The organism is Haloechinothrix halophila YIM 93223, assembly GCF_000504245.1.
In the GTDB taxonomy this organism is placed as follows: Bacteria; Actinomycetota; Actinomycetes; order Mycobacteriales; family Pseudonocardiaceae; genus Haloechinothrix_A; species Haloechinothrix_A halophila.
On sequence record NZ_KI632509.1, the window covers coordinates 1,034,925 to 1,050,491 of the forward strand.

General features: G+C 66.9%; 15 protein-coding genes, 1 tRNA gene and 1 riboswitch. Of the genes, 11 read left to right on the forward strand and 5 right to left on the reverse strand.

Annotated features, from left to right (window positions below; genetic code table 11):
* Positions 1 to 18 precede the first annotated feature (18 nt).
* A tRNA-Sec gene (locus tag AMYHA_RS04830) sits at positions 19 to 113 on the reverse strand.
* A 312-nt stretch (positions 114 to 425) separates the two neighbouring features.
* Here AMYHA_RS04830 and AMYHA_RS04835 point away from each other — a divergent pair.
* From AMYHA_RS04835 to AMYHA_RS04860, 6 genes are all read left to right on the forward strand, one after another.
* Positions 426 to 1,142, forward strand: coding sequence for a carbonic anhydrase (locus AMYHA_RS04835; protein WP_034268372.1), 717 nt, complete (start codon positions 426 to 428; stop codon positions 1,140 to 1,142).
* A gap of 120 nt (positions 1,143 to 1,262) precedes the next feature.
* On the forward strand, positions 1,263 to 2,096 hold the full coding sequence (gene folP, locus AMYHA_RS04840; RefSeq protein ID WP_034268374.1) for a dihydropteroate synthase: 834 nt from the start codon (positions 1,263 to 1,265) through the stop codon (positions 2,094 to 2,096).
* Positions 2,097 to 2,138: 42 nt separating this feature from the next.
* A complete protein-coding gene (locus AMYHA_RS04845; protein WP_034268377.1) occupies positions 2,139 to 2,546 on the forward strand; it encodes a nitroreductase family deazaflavin-dependent oxidoreductase in 408 nt (135 codons plus the stop codon).
* A gap of 44 nt (positions 2,547 to 2,590) precedes the next feature.
* Complete coding sequence (lpdA, locus tag AMYHA_RS04850; RefSeq protein WP_034275832.1) at positions 2,591 to 3,991, forward strand: dihydrolipoyl dehydrogenase; 1,401 nt, start codon at positions 2,591 to 2,593, stop codon at positions 3,989 to 3,991.
* A 116-nt stretch (positions 3,992 to 4,107) separates the two neighbouring features.
* The gene (locus tag AMYHA_RS04855) at positions 4,108 to 4,599 is read left to right on the forward strand and encodes a pyridoxamine 5'-phosphate oxidase family protein (protein ID WP_034268380.1); all 492 of its coding nucleotides are present in this window, start codon (positions 4,108 to 4,110) and stop codon (positions 4,597 to 4,599) included.
* A gap of 327 nt (positions 4,600 to 4,926) precedes the next feature.
* The gene (locus AMYHA_RS04860; RefSeq protein ID WP_051400329.1) at positions 4,927 to 5,409 is read left to right on the forward strand and encodes an SRPBCC family protein; all 483 of its coding nucleotides are present in this window, start codon (positions 4,927 to 4,929) and stop codon (positions 5,407 to 5,409) included.
* A 4-nt stretch (positions 5,410 to 5,413) separates the two neighbouring features.
* Here AMYHA_RS04860 and AMYHA_RS04865 read toward each other — a convergent pair whose 3' ends face one another.
* From AMYHA_RS04865 to AMYHA_RS25520, 4 genes are all read right to left on the reverse strand, one after another.
* Positions 5,414 to 5,827: a putative immunity protein gene (locus tag AMYHA_RS04865; protein WP_051399546.1), complete on the reverse strand. Its 414-nt coding sequence runs from the start codon at positions 5,825 to 5,827 to the stop codon at positions 5,414 to 5,416.
* Positions 5,828 to 5,891: 64 nt separating this feature from the next.
* Positions 5,892 to 7,325 (reverse strand): lipase maturation factor family protein, encoded by a 1,434-nt coding sequence (locus AMYHA_RS04870; RefSeq protein WP_034268389.1) that lies wholly within the window; start codon positions 7,323 to 7,325, stop codon positions 5,892 to 5,894.
* Between the two features lie 69 nt (positions 7,326 to 7,394).
* Positions 7,395 to 8,681 carry an MFS transporter gene (locus AMYHA_RS04875; RefSeq protein ID WP_330760645.1) on the reverse strand — a complete coding sequence of 429 codons (1,287 nt, stop codon included), beginning with the start codon at positions 8,679 to 8,681 and terminating at the stop codon, positions 7,395 to 7,397.
* A gap of 192 nt (positions 8,682 to 8,873) precedes the next feature.
* Positions 8,874 to 9,485, reverse strand: a complete 612-nt coding sequence (locus AMYHA_RS25520) for a hypothetical protein (protein ID WP_157361817.1) — start codon at positions 9,483 to 9,485, stop codon at positions 8,874 to 8,876.
* 176 nt (positions 9,486 to 9,661) lie between these two features.
* Between AMYHA_RS25520 and AMYHA_RS04885 the strand changes: the two genes are divergently transcribed.
* The 5 genes from AMYHA_RS04885 to glyA all read left to right on the forward strand — a co-directional run bounded on the left by AMYHA_RS04885 (position 9,662) and on the right by glyA (position 15,513).
* Positions 9,662 to 9,874, forward strand: a complete 213-nt coding sequence (locus AMYHA_RS04885; protein ID WP_034268395.1) for a heavy-metal-associated domain-containing protein — start codon at positions 9,662 to 9,664, stop codon at positions 9,872 to 9,874.
* Between the two features lie 61 nt (positions 9,875 to 9,935).
* On the forward strand, positions 9,936 to 12,167 hold the full coding sequence (locus AMYHA_RS04890) for a heavy metal translocating P-type ATPase (RefSeq protein ID WP_196776978.1): 2,232 nt from the start codon (positions 9,936 to 9,938) through the stop codon (positions 12,165 to 12,167).
* Positions 12,168 to 12,452: 285 nt separating this feature from the next.
* Positions 12,453 to 12,546: riboswitch (glycine riboswitch) on the forward strand.
* Positions 12,547 to 12,739: 193 nt separating this feature from the next.
* Positions 12,740 to 13,837: a glycine cleavage system aminomethyltransferase GcvT gene (gene gcvT / locus AMYHA_RS04895; RefSeq protein ID WP_034268401.1), complete on the forward strand. Its 1,098-nt coding sequence runs from the start codon at positions 12,740 to 12,742 to the stop codon at positions 13,835 to 13,837.
* A 29-nt stretch (positions 13,838 to 13,866) separates the two neighbouring features.
* The gene (gene gcvH, locus AMYHA_RS04900) at positions 13,867 to 14,238 is read left to right on the forward strand and encodes a glycine cleavage system protein GcvH (protein WP_034268404.1); all 372 of its coding nucleotides are present in this window, start codon (positions 13,867 to 13,869) and stop codon (positions 14,236 to 14,238) included.
* 6 nt (positions 14,239 to 14,244) lie between these two features.
* A complete protein-coding gene (gene glyA, locus AMYHA_RS04905; RefSeq protein WP_034268407.1) occupies positions 14,245 to 15,513 on the forward strand; it encodes a serine hydroxymethyltransferase in 1,269 nt (422 codons plus the stop codon).
* Positions 15,514 to 15,567: the final 54 nt, after the last annotated feature.

Here is a 15,567-nt window from a genome sequence, read left to right on the forward strand (position 1 = left end):
CGCGAGACTCCATGGGCATGGCGGAGGCGGACGGGAATCGAACCCGCCAATGACAGGACCTGCCATTCAACGGTTTTGAAGACCGCGCCAGCCACCAGGCTAGATACGCCTCCTCGCGCCATGGCTCCATGATCGCAAGATTTGGGGGCGGATGCGACAACCGCAGGTCACTAGGCTAAACGAATGAAGATCGAATTTTCTTTGATGGCGGGCCGTGACCGGAGAGAGGGCCGCTCGTTCCACCGTTCGGCCCAGGCAGCCGGCATGCTGTCTTCGGGGTTGAGGAGAGACAAACGTCCCCAGGGACGTGCCCGCGCACGGGGCGTCGAGCGGTGACTCGGCGCCCCGAGCGCAACCCCCTCGGGTGAACCCTGTCCCGGTGTTTCGCGTCGTCCGCGAGAGAACGACTCCGCTACGTTCGTCGCATGGGTCACAACTCTGTGCAACCGAACAGATTCTCGCGCAGGCGCGCGCTTGGCGCTGGCGCGCTGGCCGCGACGGCAGGAGTCGTCGGGGTGCCCGCCGCGGCGGCGGTTCCGCCAGAAGGGGCGATGCATCCGGCGCATGCGTGGCGCAGACTGGTCGAAGGCAACGAACGGTTCATCGAGGCGCGACAGCAGCACCCGCATCAGGGCCTGCCGTGGCGCGAGACGCTTGTCGATGGCCAGGAGCCGTTCGCCTGCGTCCTCGGCTGTGCTGACTCGCGGGTGCCGCCGGAGCTGATCTTCGATCAGGGGCTCGGCGACCTGTTCACGGTACGCACCGCGGGCGAGGTACTGGACGAATCGATCATCGGCAGCATCGAGTACGCCGTCGAACACCTCAGCGTGCCGCTCGTCGTCGTCCTCGGTCACGAGAGCTGTGGCGCGGTCACCGCCGCGGTGGACCTGGTGCGCAGCGGCCACGGCGGCACGGGCTCCATCAGCACGTTGGTACGCGGCATCGAGGCCAGCGTGCTCAGTACGCCCCAGGACGATGACCCCGATGCGTTCCTCGCCGCCTGCATCGTGGCTCAGGCCCGACGCGTCGTCACCCAGCTGCGGGAACGCTCCGAACTGATCCGCGAAGCCGTCGACTCCCACCGCGTCGGCCTGGTGCCAGCCGTCTACGACCTGGATGAGTATCGGGTGACGCGCCGCTGAATGGTGTTGTGCAGGGCGTCCTTGCCGTCGGAGCGACGATGCCTTCACGCCACGACGTCGTCACTCGACTCGTGGTACACAATGCGGATGTGTGCATGACGTCGACGCCTGCGGCCACTCGTGACTGACCTGGAGTTCCGGGGCAAACGACCCAAGCGTGATCGTGCGCTGATCATGGCGATCATCAATCGCACGCCGGACTCCTTCTACGACCGAGGCACCACCTTCACGGCAGATGATGCGCTGGCCGCTGTCCGTCGCGCCGTCGCTGACGGCGCGGACGTCGTCGACATTGGCGGCGTCAAGGCTGGCCCCGGTGCCTCGGTCGGACCAGCGGAGGAAGCCGACCGGGTGTTACCGCTGATCGAGTGCATCCGGCAGGAGTTCCCCGAGCTGGTGATCAGTATCGACACTTGGCGCGCGTCGGTCGGCAGGCAGGCGTGCGAGGCTGGCGCGGACCTGCTCAACGACACCTGGGCGGCGGCCGATCCGGGGCTTGCCGACGTCGCCGCCGAGTTCGGCGCGGGCTACGTCTGCTCGCACACCGGCGGCATCCCGCCGCGCACCAGGCCGCACCGCGTGCACTACGATGACGTCGTCGCCGACGTCCTCACCGAGACGACCACCCGCGCGGAGCAACTGCTCGCGTCCGGTGTGCCGCGCGAGGGCATCCTGATCGACCCGACCCACGATTTCGGCAAGAACACCTGGCACGGTCTTGAGCTACTGCGACGGGTGGATGAGCTGGTCGACAGTGGCTGGCCGGTGCTCATGGCGTTGTCCAACAAGGACTTCATTGGCGAGACGCTCGGCGTCGGGCTGCGCGAGCGCGTCGAGGGCACGCTGGCCGCGACGGCGTTCTCCGCCGCGGCGGGCGTGGCGATGTTCCGGGTGCACGAGGTCGCGGAAACCCGGCGCGTGCTGGAGACGGTGTCCACGCTGATTCGCGAGTAAGGTGACGGTGGAGATCGACTTTCGGCTGCGTGGAGGGTGCAGATGCTGTTCGGGGATGAACATGTCCGGCGCTACGAGGAGACCGACGGCGAAGAGGGCCACATCTGGCTCAATGGCGTCCCGTGCCTGGTGCTGACGACGACCGGACGCAAAACCGGCAAGGAGCGCAAGTTCGCCCTGATCTATCAGGAGCACGATGGTGACTACGTCGTTGTCGCGTCAAAGGGCGGCGCCGAGAATCACCCAGACTGGTACCTGAACCTCGTCGACAACCCCGACGTGACCGTGCAAGTCGGCGCCGACAAGTTCTCCGCGAAGGCGCGCACGGCCAGCGGTGAGGAGCGTGCGGCGTTGTGGTCGAAGATGGCCGCCGTCTGGCCCGACTACGACAAGTACCAGGCCAAAACCGAGCGTGAGATTCCGGTCGTGGTACTGGAACCGATCCGGTAGTCCTCGCGTCACCCGATAGGGGTGGATCCCATATGCTCGCGACTATGGGCACACACTTCGACGTGGTCGTCCTCGGGGCCGGGCCCGGTGGATATGTCGCCGCGATCAGGGCAGCGCAACTCGGCTTCTCCACGGCGATTGTCGAGGAGAAATACTGGGGCGGGGTATGCCTCAACGTGGGGTGTATTCCCTCGAAGGCGCTGCTCCGCAACGCCGAGTTGGCGCACCTGTTCCACAACGACGCGAAGACGTTCGGCATCGAGGTCGATGGCACGGTGCGGTTCGACTACGGTGCCGCGTTCAAGCGCAGCCGCGACGTCGCCGATGGTCGCGTCAAGGGTGTGCACTACCTGATGAAGAAGAACAAGATCACCCAGTTCAACGGATGGGGTGAGTTCGCCGACGCCAACACGATGCGCGTCAGGCTGAGCGACGGCGGCAGCGAGACCATCACCTTCGGCCACTGCATCATCGCCACCGGCGCGACGACGAAGCTGCTGCCTGGCACGTCGCTGTCCGAGCGGGTCGTGACCTATGAAGAGCAGATCATGACCGAGCAGCTGCCGGAGAGCGTCGTGATCGCCGGTGCCGGGGCGATCGGCGTCGAGTTCGCGTATGTGCTGCACAACTACGGGGTGAAGGTCACCATCGTCGAATTCCTCGAACGGATGGTGCCGCTTGAGGACGCCGACGTCTCCAAGGAGCTGGCCAAGCGCTACAAGCGGATGGGCGTCGATGTGCTGACTGGCACCCGGGTCGACGCTATCGACGACTCCGGCGCGAAGGTGTCGGTAACAGTCACACAGAACGGTGAACAGCGCACGCTGGAGACCGACAAGGTGCTGCAGGCGATCGGCTTCCAACCACGAGTCGAGGGCTACGGGCTGGAGAACACCGGTGTCGCGCTGACCGAGCGCGGTGCGATCGACATCGACGACTACGGCCGGACGTCGGTGCCGAACATCTTCGCGATCGGCGACGTCACGGCGAAGCTGATGCTCGCCCACACGGCTGAAGCCATGGGCGTGGTCGCCGCGGAGAGCATCGCTGGCGCGGAGACCATGCCGGTGGAGTACGTGATGGTCCCGCGTGCGACGTACTGCCAACCGCAGATCGCCAGCTTCGGTTACACCGAGGAGCAGGCCCGCGAGCTGGGTTACGACGTGCAGGTGGCCAAGTTCCCGTTCATGGCCAACGGCAAGGCGCATGGCCTCGGCGACTCCACCGGGTTCGTGAAGCTGATCAGCGACGGCCGCTACGGCGAGCTACTCGGTGGCCACCTGATCGGGCCGGAGGTGACCGAGCTGCTACCCGAGCTGACGCTGGCGCAGCAGTGGGACCTGACCGTGCACGAGGTCGCGCGTAACGTGCACGCCCACCCGACGCTGACCGAGGCGGTAAAGGAAGCCGTCCACGGCCTCGCGGGGCACATGATCAACATGTAAGAGGAAACCCGCTGTGAAGCACCGGATCTTGATGCTGTGTGGTTACACGTATCGCCAGAACGCATCATGATCCGTCGACCCGCTAAATGTCAGTGGTCGGTCGTACTGTCCACGCCATGACGACTTGGACAGAGTTCACCGCCGACGCACCGAGGATTGCCGAGATCTTCGGTCGACGTCATGCGGCCACGCACAACCTCTGCATGCTGGCGACGCTTCGCGCGGATGGGTCGCCGCGGATCAGCCCAATGGAGCCGAGGGTTTTCGAAGGTCAGTTGTGGCTCGTCGGCATGCCGAACACCACGAAGTTCCACGATCTCGCCCGTGATCCACGCTTCTGTTTGCACACCGCGACCGTCGACACGCAAGTAAGCGACGGCGACGCGAAGGTATGGGGCGTCGTGCGCAACGTCCAGGACATGGAGCTGCAGCAGCGGTTCGCGGCCGACTTGTTCGAGGACATCGAGCTTGACTTGCGCGGGCAGGAGTTCGACCCGTTCTACGCTGCCGATCTGACCGGTGCGTCCTCGGTGGAGATCCGGGATGGTGGCCTGGATATCACCATTTGGAAGCCGGGCGAGCCGGAACGGGTGGTGCGGAAGACGTAACCGCCGCTGATGATTGGTCCGCGTGCTCGGCGTGTTGATCAGGGACCCTGCTGGTAGGCCCAGAGTCTGTCTGATATGTCCGGTTGTCATGGTTCTCAGCGCAGGGTCCCTGATCAACACGCCGAGTTAGCCGCAGCGCGCACCGGTCGTCGATCGCGGCAGAGTATGCCGTTGGCGCAGCCGACGCGTCTCGCAGCGCGTCGTGTCCCGATGACGAGTGGCGAGGCCGTGGCGTGGCAGCCCCCTCCATGTGCGTGAGTCAGATTACTGGCGCGTAGCTTTAGACTGACTCGAGTCGTCATGCCGCTACCCAACGAGGAGGTTTCCGTGGCTGAACCGACCGCGCAGAGCTCGATTGAGATCGCCGCGCCGCCCGAGCTCGTGTACGAGCTGGTCTCTGATGTGCCAAACCTCCCGGACTGGGCTGCCGAAATCGAGCGCTGCAGTTGGATCGATGGCGCGACCGGACCGGCCGTCGGCGCCAAGTTCACGGGGCGCAACGAACACAAGAAGCGCAAGTGGGGCACCCTCTGCATCGTGACGGCGGCGGAGCCTGGCAGGGAGTTCGCGTTCCAAGTGCGAATCGCGGGTGCGCCGTCCGCGCTGTGGCGGTACCAGATCGAGCCGACCGACACCGGTTGCCGGGTCACCGAGAGCACTCGACGTCTTGTCCCTCGGCCGCTGGCGCTCACTGTGAACCGGCTGTTCCTCGGGATCCGTGACCGCGACAACCACAACCAGGCCAACATCGAGCGCACGCTGGCCAAGCTCAAGGAACACGCCGAGTCGTTGGCGGCCAAGCGCTCCTGAGTCTTCAGCGCCGTGCCAGCGCCGGATACACCACCGGCCGCAGGTGTTCCGGCAGGTCCCGGTACTGCTGCTCGCGTTCTTGTGCCGCGGCGGCGCCTTGGACACACGCGGCGGCGTAGGTGGCGGCGTGCCGCGCGTGCTCGGCGACGTGCGCTGTCGCGGCCGCATGACCAGCGGCGTGGGCAGCGGAGCGCGCGGCAGGATGTCCGGCATCGCGGGCCGCGGCATGGGCAGCGGACGCGGCAGCCCGCGCCTCGCTGACCGTGATCTCGCCCTGTGCCCATGCGCAGGCGGCCTCGACGGCGTCTCGTGTCCGGTAGTCCTGCGGACGGTGCCGCTCGAACGTCGAGAGCACACGCGCCGCGCAGTCCGCAGCCCAGCGCGCCAGCGCCTTGTGGTCGGGTTCGTCGAGCGTCATGGTTCTCCCTGCGAGTGGCGTAAATCTCAAGGGTGCCGAGGACGTCGCGTGCTGGCTACCCTGATCACCGCACTGGCTCAGCCGAACCGTCCGAGCCGAGCCGGCACGGCGTCACCACGGTGCCGATCGGTTCGCGTACCCACCAGGCGCCGGTTTCCTTCTGTTCCGCGCGGGTTGTGTAGCGGTAGTGGAACAGTCGCGCCCGCATCAGCGCGGGCGGTTCGTCCGGGAACGGGTTGTGGCGCAGCAGCTTCAACGTCGTGCGATCACCGCTGAGTAGCTTGCCGACCAGCGCGGGCAACCAGCCGGAGCCGTAGCGCGGTGATAGCGAGGCAAACCACAGCAGCCAATCCAGCCGCAGGTGATACGGCGCGATCTGCGGGGGACGTCGTTGCGGATCGCCCGGTTTGCCCTTGAACTCGTACTCGCGCCACTCGGGGTCGTCGGCGTCAGCGGCACCCTCGATGATCACCTCGTTGCGCCGGCGCGTCACCGAGCCGAACGCGCCATAGGTGTTGACCAGGTGGTACTTGTTGAAGCTGAAGTTCATCAGCTGGGTGCCGCCGAGCAGGTTGCGCACCGGCCAGTAGCTGAGCACCACGGTCAACGCCGTCACACCGATCACGACGCCGCTGAACCATGTGGGTGGCGTGGCTAGGTCCGGCGGCGCTTGCCACACGAGTGAACCATCCACAGCGGACACCGCGATGGTGATCGTGACGACGTTCAGCCAGGCGAAGTTGCCGGATGCCACCAGCCAACACTGCGTGACGATGATGATGGCGGCTGCCACGGTCGCCGCGGGTTGTGGCGCGAACAGCACGAACGGCACCACGAGCTGTGTGGCGTGATTGGCGGCGACCTCGATCCGATGCAGCGGCTTCGGCAACTGGTGGAAGTACCAGCTCAGCGGCCCGGGCATCGGCTGGGTCTCGTGGTGGTAGTACAGGCAGGTCAGGTTCCGCCAGCACGGGTCGCCGCGCATCTTGATCATCCCGGCGCCGAACTCGACGCGGAACAGCAGCCACAGCAGCAACCACAGCGTCAGCACCGGCGGTTCGGTGTGCGCCGGACCGAGGAAGATCGCCAGGAACCCGGTCTCAAGCAGTAGCGACTCCCAGCCGAACGAGTACCAGATCTGACCGACGTTGACGATCGACAGGTACAGCACCCACGGCACCGCCCACAGCAGCATGTAGCCCCACACCGGCAGCAGGTCCGCGAGACCAAGCAGCAGTGCCGCCGAGACGACGACGCCGACCCACGCCATCGCGGCGAAGAACCGATCGGAGTAGTGCCAGTGGAAGATGCTCGGTGCCTGCCGGAAACCGCGCGCGGCGAGGAAACGCGGGATCGGAGTCAGGCCGTGCTCACCGAGGAGCGCGCGGAACTGGTTGACCGCGACCAGGAACCCCACCAGGTACAGGGCAGCGAGCATGCGCTGGAACACCAGGCGTGATGTCCAGTACGTCGGATCCGCGAACCAGTCCCAGCTCACCGCCCCGATTCTCGCGCGTCCAGGCGAGGGCCGCATGCGAAAGGATGCGGCAGGCGATGGCGATCCGGGTTACGACGCGCTGTTCGTGGCGGCCTGGCGCGGCGCGGGTCGCAGTGCCGCACGGAGATCGACGCCGCTCGGCCGGGCCAGCACCAGCACCGCGATGACGGTGCAGGCGATGGTCAGGATGCCGCCGCCGAGCAGTGACCACCTGGCGCCGAACTGTTCAGCCACCCAGCCGATCACCGGTGCCCCCGCGGGGGTACCGCCCATCAGGATCATCACGTAGAGAGACAGCACCCTGCCGCGCATGTGAGCGGGCACGGTCGTCTGGATGTAGCCATTGGCCGCGGTGAGTACGGTCATGGTCAGCACACCGATCGGCACCAGCGTTACGGCGAACAGTACGTAGTTCGGCATCAGTCCGGCGACCAACTCCATCACGCCGAACGCCACCGCGCCGCCGACGACCAGCCGCTGCCTCGGCGTCGTACGACGTGCCGCGAGCAGTGCGCCGGACAGGCTCCCGATGGCGAGAATCGAGCCGAGCAGACCGTAGGCGTCCGGGCCCTTGTCGTAGATCGCGGTGGCCATCAGGGCGGTCGTCATCTGGAAATTCAGGCCGAAGGTGCCGACGCCGAAGATCACCAGCAGCACCAGCATCAGGTCGGGACGGCCACGCACGTAGCGCACGCCCTCAGCGAGGCGGGTGAGTGCGCCGACGCCGTCCGCGGCCGATGCCGCCGCGGGAGCAGGCCTGCTCAGCAGCATCAGGGCCAGCACCGGCGCGACGAACGAGACGGCGTTGAGCAGGAACACCGGGCCGGTACCGATGGTGCCGATCAGCACGCCAGCGAGTCCGGGGCCGATGAGCCGGGCGGCGTTGAACGACGCGCTGTTGAGCGCGACGGCGTTGGCGAGTTCACCGGTGTCGACCAGTTCGCCCACGAAGGCCTGCCGCGCGGGGTTGTCCAGCGCGGTGCCGACGCCCAGCAGGAACGCGAGCACATAGACGTGCCAGATCTGGGCCGTTCCGGTGACGACGAGGATGCCGAGGGTGAGACCGGTCGCGCCCATGAAGGTGTTGGTGGCCAGTAGCAGGGTGCGTTTCGGCAGCCGGTCCGCCAGCAGCCCGCCAAGCGGGGTGACCAGGAGGAAGGGAAGGAACTGAAGTCCGGTGGTGATGCCGACGGCTTCCGCGCCGCCGCCGAGGACGACGAGCACCAGCCAGTCCTGCGCTACCCGCTGCATCCAGGTGCCGATGTTGGAGATCACCATGCCGAACCAGAACAGTCGGTAGTCGCGGTGGCGCAGTGATCGGAACATGGACTTCGATGACGGGGCTTTGCGCAGCAGCGGGAACTCTCCTTCACGGCTCGGTAGCGGTGAATCGGAACGACTGGCGGCGCGGGTAAGCAGGCCAACCGATAGTTAGTCTAGCTCATTAGCGTTGCTAACTTAAAGCGAGAACGGTGTGATTTAGGCACACCCGTACCAGACTGCCTCGGAGGCCATGCAAACCGCAGCGGCAAGATCACCCGCCGATCGTCAGTCGCGCGAGGTGCGTCGTTTCAGCCACACGCCCAGCGCGCCGGCGATCCCGAGTGCGGCGACGCTACCGACGGCCCACCACCAACTGGTCTCCGTGCCGGAGTCGATCTGGGTGCCATTCGCCTGGTCGTGTGCCATTTTCTCGGTGCCACCGCTGCCCGCGGGTGGCCTGCCCTCGCCGAGCACGGCAGGCACTGTCTCCGGCAGGTCCCGGGTGCCCCCGCACAACGAGGCGGTAAGTCCGTTCTCATCGAACGTCGTGAAGACAAGGAACGGGCCCTCGCCTTCGATCTCAAGACCGCAGCTCGCGCCGGAGCTGGCGGTGCGCACCTGCGTCATCGCGCCGACCTGGCCCTTATAGACCTCGGAGACGGCGAACGTCAGCGTGACCAGGTCGCGGCTGGAGACGATCTGGCCCGACGGTGGTTCTTCCCTGTCCAGCAGGGTTCCCGCGAAGATGACGTCGGCGTTGCCGACGTACTCCGCGTCCGTCATGGGCGTGCACGAGCACGCTAGCGCTGGTGCCGCGCCCAGCGTCGTGGCCAGTTGCAGCAGTCCCGCGAGTGCGGTCGTCGTCAGCACCGCGCCAATTGCTCTGCTCCGTACCACGGAATCCTCCCCGTTGTGCCCGCCCCCGAATCGTTACCTAGTTGTCTACCTGACGACGGCGATAAGCGCGAGGTTGCATCCCATCGTTGACCGATACCCCCAAGGGGTATACTGTGCCGTGTAATTGATACCCGTGAGGGGTATATTCGAACCAGGCGACACAGGAGGAGAACGTCATGACTACCGCTACCTACACCGTCACCGGCATGACCTGCGGACACTGCGCGCAGTCGGTTACCGAGGAGGTCAGCGAGGTTCCTGGCGTCACAGACGTCGCCGTGGACCTGCCGACCGGTGCGGTTACCGTCAGCAGTGAGCAGCCGTTGTCGCGAGACCGGATTCGTGCCGCCGTGACCGAGGCGGGCTACGAACTGGTCAGTCAGGAGTGACCCGGTGAGTACCGCACAGCGGGAACCGGCGACGACCGACGTCGAACTCGCTATCCAGGGCATGACCTGCGCGTCGTGCGCGAACCGGATCGAGCGCAAGCTCAACAAGCTCGACGGCGTGCAAGCCACGGTCAACTACGCGACTGAGAAGGCATCGGTCAGCTACCCGGCGGAACTCGACCCCGCGAGATTGCTGGACACGGTCTCGGCGGCGGGCTACTCCGCCACGCTGCCGGAACCGAAGCGCGCGGATGACAGTGGCGATGTCGACGGTGCGGAGGGCTGGCACGACGCTAAGGCGGAGCGGGATACCCGGTCCGCCCGCGACCGACTGCTGGTCTCCGCCGTGCTGTCGGCGCCGGTGATCCTGCTCGCGATGGTGCCTGCGCTGCAGTTCACCTACTGGCAGTGGATCTCGCTGGTGCTGGCGAGCCCGGTCGTCGTCTGGGGCGGGTTCCCGTTCCACCGCGCGGCGCTGAAGAACCTGCGCCACGGCACCGCCACGATGGACACGCTTATTTCGATGGGCACCATCGCGGCCTACGTCTGGTCGCTGTACGCGCTGCTATGGGGCGGTGCCGGGGTGCCGGGCATGACACATCCGTTCGAGTTCACCATCCAGCGGGGTGACGGTGCGGCGGCCATCTATCTCGAGGTCGCGGCGGGTGTGACGACGTTCATCCTCGCCGGGCGTTACTTCGAGTCCCGTGCTAAGCGACGGGCTGGCGCGGCGCTGCGCGCGTTGCTTGAGCTGGGTGCGAAGGACGTCTCTTTACTGCGTGTCGATGGCACTGAGCAGCGCATTCCTGTGGACCAGCTGGCTGTCGGCGACAACTTCGTGGTGCGACCAGGCGAGAAGATCGCCACCGACGGCGTGGTCGCCGAGGGCAGCTCCGCTATCGACGAGAGCATGCTGACCGGCGAGTCGGTGCCGGTCGAGGTCGTCACGGGCGATCATGTCACCGGCGGCACCGTGAACGCGGCGGGCAGGCTTGTCGTGCGGGCCGCGCGGGTCGGCTCGGACACCCAGTTGGCGCAGATGGCCAAGCTGGTTGCGGACGCGCAGAGCGGTAAGGCTGCCGTGCAGCGGCTGGCCGACCGGATCTCGGCGGTGTTCGTGCCGGTGGTGATGCTGATCGCGGCGGGCACGTTGACGTACTGGCTGGTCTCCGGTGGCGGAGCGCAGACCGCGTTCACCGCCGCCGTCGCCGTATTGATCATTGCATGCCCATGCGCGCTCGGCCTCGCGACGCCGACCGCGCTGCTTGTCGGCACCGGGCGCGGAGCGCAGTTCGGCATCCTGATCAAGGGTCCTGAGGTGCTGGAGTCCACCCGCCGGGTCGACACCGTTGTGCTGGACAAGACCGGCACGGTCACCAGCGGGCGGATGTCGCTGGTCGATGTCCACGCCGCCGATGGCGTTGACGTCACCGATGTGCTGCGGCTGGCTGGTGCGGTGGAGAACGCGTCGGAGCACCCGATCGCGCAGGCCATCGCCCGGGGCGCGCGGGACAAGTTGGGCGAGCTGGGCACAGTGGAGGACTTCGCCAACCTGGAAGGCCTCGGTGTGCAGGGCGTCGTCGACGGTCACGCGGTGCTCATCGGGCGGCAGGCGTTGCTGGACGACTGGAGCCAGCCGCTGCCGGAGGAACTGCTCGCCGCGAAGCGGGCGGCCGAAGCCGACGGCGGCACCGCTGTCGCCGTCGCCTGGGACGGCCGGGCGCGCGGGCTGCTGGTCGTGGCGGACACGGTGAAAGACACCTCGGCCGAGGCGATCGGCATGCTGCGCGGGCTTGGGCTCACGCCGGTGTTGCTGACCGGGGACAACGAGGCCGTGGCACGGGCGGTGGCGGCGCAGGTCGGCATCGATGCGGAGCACGTCATCGCCGAGGTGCTGCCGAAGGACAAGGCCGACGTCATCAGCCGGTTGCAGTCCGAGGGCAAGGTGGTCGCCATGGTCGGTGACGGCGTCAATGACGCGGCGGCACTGGCCACCGCCGACCTCGGCCTTGCCATGGGCACGGGCACCGACGTCGCGATCGAGGCGGGCGACCTGACGCTGGTGCGCGGTGACCTGCGGGCGGCGGCGGACGCGATCCGGCTGTCGCGGCGCACGCTTGGCACCATCAAGGGCAACCTGTTCTGGGCATTCGCGTACAACGTCGCGACGTTGCCTGTGGCGGCTGCCGGGCTGTTGAACCCGATGCTTGCCGGTGCGGTGATGGCGTTCTCATCGGTGTTCGTCGTGTCGAACTCGCTGCGGCTGCGGCGGTTCCGCGCGGTGGTGCGGTGAGGCGGCGCGGCGGGCGGGCCGCCCGCGACAACCCGCCGTTAGCCCGCTGTAGATGGTGATCAACTTCCTGTGGCGTGTGACGATTTCGTGCCCGGAAAGTCCGGTTCCGTTGGTCGCAGCCCGCAGGAAGTTGATCAATATCGCTGGGCAGTCGCGCCGGATGACCGACGACGCCGAGTTGTGTGCACCGAAAGCGGTCTTCACCACACCTCCGACGTCGGGGAGTAGACGTCGGAGGCGTCGGCGCGTACGTTGATCCCGACGACAATTCCATAACGGGCCGCATGAGCCGGAGCGGGAGAGTCCTCGTGTTCGCAGCGAGGCGCCGAAGGAGCAAGCTCCCCGCCAAACTCTCAGGTACCCATACCGCTTCAGGCCAGGCCACTCTGAAAAGCAGGCGTTCGTCGCCTCACCCACGGTGCAAGCCGGCGCGTCCGGTGAAGCTCTCAGGTTCATGACAGAGGGGGAGTTCCGATCCGTTAACCGAGGAGCTCCCAGATGTCCGTTTCGTCACCACCGCATCGCCCGGTAACGCCGCGGCCTTCGTCCCGCGTTTCCGAGGAGTATCCGGCATGAGCACGCCCTCTCCGCTGCATGAGGTGCACGCCGCGCTCGGCGCGTCGTTCACCGACTTCGCTGGCTGGAACATGCCCGTCCGTTACAGCAGTGAGCTGGCCGAACATCACGCGGTACGCGAGGCGGCCGGCCTGTTCGACCTCTCGCACATGGGCGAGATCGAGATCACCGGACCCGAGGCGGCGCAGGTCCTGGACTACGCGCTGATCGGCAAACTGTCCGCCGTCAAGGTCGGCCGCGCCCGCTACAGCATGCTGTGCGCCGAAGACGGCGGGGTGCTCGACGACCTCGTCACATACCGGCTCGGTGAGGAGCGTTACCTCGTCGTCGCCAATGCCGCGAACGCAGGGGTTGTCGCGTCCGCGCTGGTCGAGCGCGCGGAGAAGTTCGACGCGACGGTCACCGACCGCTCCACCGAGTACGCGTTGATCGCGGTGCAGGGGCCGAAGTCCGCGGACATCGTGCGCGCGGTGAGCGACGCCGACCTCGAGTCGCTGCGCTACTACGCGAGCATGCCCGCCACGGCCGATGGGATCGACCTGTTGCTGGCCCGCACCGGCTACACCGGCGAGGACGGCTTCGAGCTGTACTGCGCTCCCGAGCAGGCACAACAAGTGTGGCGGGCGCTGGAGACGGCCGGTGAGCCGCACGGCCTGCTGCCCGCGGGGCTCGCCTGCCGCGACACGCTCCGGCTGGAGGCAGGGATGCCGCTCTACGGGCACGAGCTGTCAGCGCAGCTCACGCCGTTCGACGCCGGGTTCGACCGGTTGGTGAAGTTCGAGAAGGATGGCGACTTCGTCGGCCGTGCCGCGCTGACCGAGCGTGCGAAGCAGGAATCGACCAGGGCGCTTGTGGGGCTGACCGGTACCGGACGCCGTGCGCCGCGCGCCGGTTACGCTGTCCTCGGCCCAGACGGCACGACCGAGATCGGCGAAATCACCAGCGGCGCGCTATCGCCGACGCTGGGGTATCCGATCGCGATGGCTTATGTTTCCGCCGAGTGCCGTGAGCCGGGCACCAGCCTGCACGTCGACGTGCGGGGCAAGGCACTGCCGGTCGAGGTGGTCGCCCTGCCCTTCTACCAGCGATCCTGACCACCCTGCCGAAAGGACGATTGCGAGCAATGGACATCCCAGAGCACCTCAAGTACACCGAAGAGCACGAGTGGCTTTCGCTGGACGGCGACGTCGCGACCGTCGGCGTGACCGACTTCGCGCAGGACTCGCTCGGTGACATCGTGTTCGTCGAGTTGCCGGACCAGGGCGACAAGATCACCGCTGGGGAGCCGTGCGGCGAGCTGGAGTCGACCAAGTCGGTCAGCGAGCTCTACGCCCCTGCCGACGGCGAGGTTGTCGCGGTCAATGAGGCCGTCAGGGACACACCGGAGTTGGTCAACAGCGACCCCTACGGCGAGGGCTGGCTGTTCCGGGTGCGGGTCGGTGAGCTGCCCGACCTGCTCGACGCCGCGGATTACGCAGAGATCGTGAAGGAGTGAGCTGGGTTGTCCACATTTGATGCCGAGTTGTCCACAGTCGATCCGGAGATCGCGGCAGCGGTCGACGCGGAGCTGCGCAGGCAGCAGTCCACCCTGGAGATGATCGCCTCCGAGAACTTCGCGCCGGTCAGCGTGCTCGAGGCGCAGGGCTCGGTGCTGACGAACAAGTACGCCGAGGGCTACCCGGCCAAGCGCTATTACGGCGGCTGTGAGCACGTCGACGTCGTCGAGAACCTGGCGATCGAGCGGATCAAGGCGCTGTTCGGCGCGGAGCATGCCAACGTGCAGCCGCACTCCGGTGCGCAGGCGAACGCCGCCGCGATGGCCGCGATGCTGGAGCCTGGCGACACCATCATGGGCCTGAGCCTGGCGCACGGTGGCCACCTGACGCACGGGATGAAGATCAACTTCTCCGGCAGGCTGTACAACGTCGTCGCGTACGAGGTCGACAAGGAGTCCGGCCGGATCGACATGGGCGAGGTCGAGCGGCTCGCCAAGGAGAACGAGCCCAAGGTGATCATCGCGGGCTGGTCCGCGTACCCGCGTGAGCTCGACTTCGCCGAGTTCCGCCGCATCGCCGACGAGGTCGGCGCGAAGCTGATGGTGGACATGGCGCACTTCGCGGGTCTGGTCGCCGCTGGCCTGCACCCGAACCCTGTCCCGTACGCCGACGTCGTCACCACCACGACGCACAAGACGTTGGGTGGCCCGCGTGGCGGTGTCATCCTGTGCAAGCAGGAGCTGGCGAAGAAGATCAACTCGACGGTCTTCCCTGGTCAGCAGGGTGGTCCGCTGGAGCACGTCATCGCGGCCAAGGCGGTGGCGTTCAAGATCGCGGCGGGCGAGGAGTTCGCCGAGCGGCAGCAGCGCGTCATCGACGGCGCGCGGATCCTCGCGAACCGGCTCTCGCAGCAGGACTGCGCTGACAACGGCGTCAAGGTGCTCACCGGTGGCACCGACGTCCATCTGGTGCTTGTCGACCTGGTCAACTCCGAGCTGGACGGTCGGCAGGCCGAGGACCGGCTGCACGAGGTCGGCATTACCGTGAACCGCAACGCGGTGCCGAACGATCCAAGGCCGCCGATGGTCACGTCCGGTCTGCGGATCGGCACCCCGGCGCTGGCGACGCGCGGTTTCGACAACGATGACTTCACCGAGGTCTCCGACATCATCGCGACCGCGCTGCGGCCGGAATTCGACGACTCGACGCGCGCTGAGCTGCGGACCAGGGTGGAACGGTTGGCAGCGAAGCACCCGCTTTACCCAGAGATGTAACCACCGGCGCTTCGCCGCCGATGTGCTGGTCACAAGGCGGCGAAGCACCACCGC

Excerpts from the sequence above, each read along its gene's own strand:
- AMYHA_RS04835 (WP_034268372.1), top strand. The coding sequence starts at position 426 with ATGGGTCACAACTCTGTGCAACCGAACAGATTCTCGCGCAGGCGCGCG.
- AMYHA_RS04845 (WP_034268377.1), top strand. The coding sequence starts at position 2,139 with ATGCTGTTCGGGGATGAACATGTCCGGCGCTACGAGGAGACCGACGGC.
- lpdA (WP_034275832.1), top strand. The coding sequence starts at position 2,591 with ATGGGCACACACTTCGACGTGGTCGTCCTCGGGGCCGGGCCCGGTGGA.
- AMYHA_RS04855 (WP_034268380.1), top strand. The coding sequence starts at position 4,108 with ATGACGACTTGGACAGAGTTCACCGCCGACGCACCGAGGATTGCCGAG.
- AMYHA_RS04865 (WP_051399546.1), bottom strand. The coding sequence starts at position 5,827 with ATGACGCTCGACGAACCCGACCACAAGGCGCTGGCGCGCTGGGCTGCG.
- AMYHA_RS04885 (WP_034268395.1), top strand. The coding sequence starts at position 9,662 with ATGACTACCGCTACCTACACCGTCACCGGCATGACCTGCGGACACTGC.
- AMYHA_RS04890 (WP_196776978.1), top strand. The coding sequence starts at position 9,936 with ATGACCTGCGCGTCGTGCGCGAACCGGATCGAGCGCAAGCTCAACAAG.
- gcvT (WP_034268401.1), top strand. The coding sequence starts at position 12,740 with ATGAGCACGCCCTCTCCGCTGCATGAGGTGCACGCCGCGCTCGGCGCG.
- gcvH (WP_034268404.1), top strand. The coding sequence starts at position 13,867 with ATGGACATCCCAGAGCACCTCAAGTACACCGAAGAGCACGAGTGGCTT.